Source organism: Pseudomonas sp. MF08875 (assembly GCF_059862525.1).
Genome location: NZ_JCBCUW010000125.1, coordinates 1 through 1,139 on the forward strand (window position 1 = coordinate 1; position 1,139 = coordinate 1,139).

Genomic DNA, 1,139 nt, shown 5'->3' on the forward strand with positions numbered 1-1,139 from the left:
TGAAGAATTTAGATGCTAGCGGGGCTGTTTCCAAGGAGTACGGTGCAATCATGCAGGTTCTGGATTACGTGAGCGGTATGACAGATAACTATGCCATGCACTTGGCTCGACAGTTTAGTGGTATGGGCGGGGAGCGAATCTAGGTGGCTTGGCTCGCTGGATCGGTGGTAGAGTGGCGTTCTAGCAAAAACCTCCTTATTCTTTTTTTGAAAGCTAAGTCTTCCTGAAATTGCCAAATAGTTTCACTTATAACTTTTTGGCTGTTGACTTTCAAAAAATGTCATTTTTGGCTGCAAGGCCTAAGTACAGCCCACTACGGGCAATTCAGCAACCAAACTGTAAAGTTGCTATCTAATTGATTTATATGAATAAAGCGTAGTTTTAGGCCTTGTTCTGAAAAGCCCAGAGATCGTGATGCCAGCGTTAGCGGTAGGGAACGTTTCTAAGGAATCGTAGAAAATTGCCGTCAGGTAGCGAGCTTCTTGGTGGTGGAGAGACTTTGCAGGCATGCGTCCCCATCAGTCACGCCCTTGGCGTTCCCATTGCGTTAAACGACAATGAGGAACACCAAAGGAGTCGTCATGAAAGCAAATTGGATTTTGGCGGGAATCGGTATTGCGGTAGGGACCGGCGTTCTGGTTGCCATTGGTGTCCTCTGGGCTTATGGGTATTACCTCGGACCAGTATCAAGACAAGCAACAGACTGGGGAAGCTTCGGATCCGTGGTGGCGGGGGCATTCACGTTACTCAGTTCGTTCGCGACTATCGGGACTCTACTTTTCCTTTATCTTCAACAAGTGAAGAACGACGAAAAACAGGAAAGAACCGACTTGCAAAACCTGCTTAAAGAGAAAAAACACGATGAGGTCGTAGAAAAACAACTGAAAGCTTTGGCTTTTGAGCAATATTTGAATCACCGAAAACTATTTATAGAACGGCTAAACGAGCAAGCAACATATTTTCGAGGGGAGATTGGATTCCCTAATCCTGAGCGTGTCTATAACGCAGTGTTCCCCCCTGAATTCAACACATAAGTGCAACGCTCACCCCTGTATGCACTTCGTACGGCGTCTTCCAGCCCAAGCGCTTGCGCGGGCGTAGATTGATCCTCGCTACTGTCCGATTGACGGCTTCGACGG

2 protein-coding genes and 1 pseudogene are annotated in these 1,139 nt (G+C 47.2%); 2 read left to right on the forward strand and 1 reads right to left on the reverse strand.

Annotated elements, in window-relative coordinates:
• Window positions 1-50: 50 nt before the first annotated feature.
• Both AC19YT_RS28220 and AC19YT_RS28225 read left to right on the forward strand, forming a co-directional pair.
• Entirely contained in the window at window positions 51-143 is a 93-nt protein-coding gene (locus tag AC19YT_RS28220; RefSeq protein ID WP_222936304.1) for a hypothetical protein, read from the forward strand.
• Window positions 144-581: 438 nt separating this feature from the next.
• Window positions 582-1,034, forward strand: a complete 453-nt coding sequence (locus tag AC19YT_RS28225) for a hypothetical protein (protein WP_500611386.1) — start codon at window positions 582-584, stop codon at window positions 1,032-1,034.
• Here the strand turns inward: AC19YT_RS28225 and AC19YT_RS28230 are convergent.
• Window positions 1,024-1,139 (reverse strand): annotated as a pseudogene (locus AC19YT_RS28230) (IS30 family transposase); the annotation flags it as partial. The gene AC19YT_RS28225 and the pseudogene AC19YT_RS28230 sit on opposite strands and share 11 nt — an antisense overlap.

What these genes read in the sequence shown, in the direction of transcription:
- AC19YT_RS28225 (WP_500611386.1), top strand. Translation starts at nt 582, where the DNA reads ATGAAAGCAAATTGGATTTTGGCGGGAATCGGTATTGCGGTAGGGACC.
- AC19YT_RS28220 (WP_222936304.1), top strand. Translation starts at nt 51, where the DNA reads ATGCAGGTTCTGGATTACGTGAGCGGTATGACAGATAACTATGCCATG.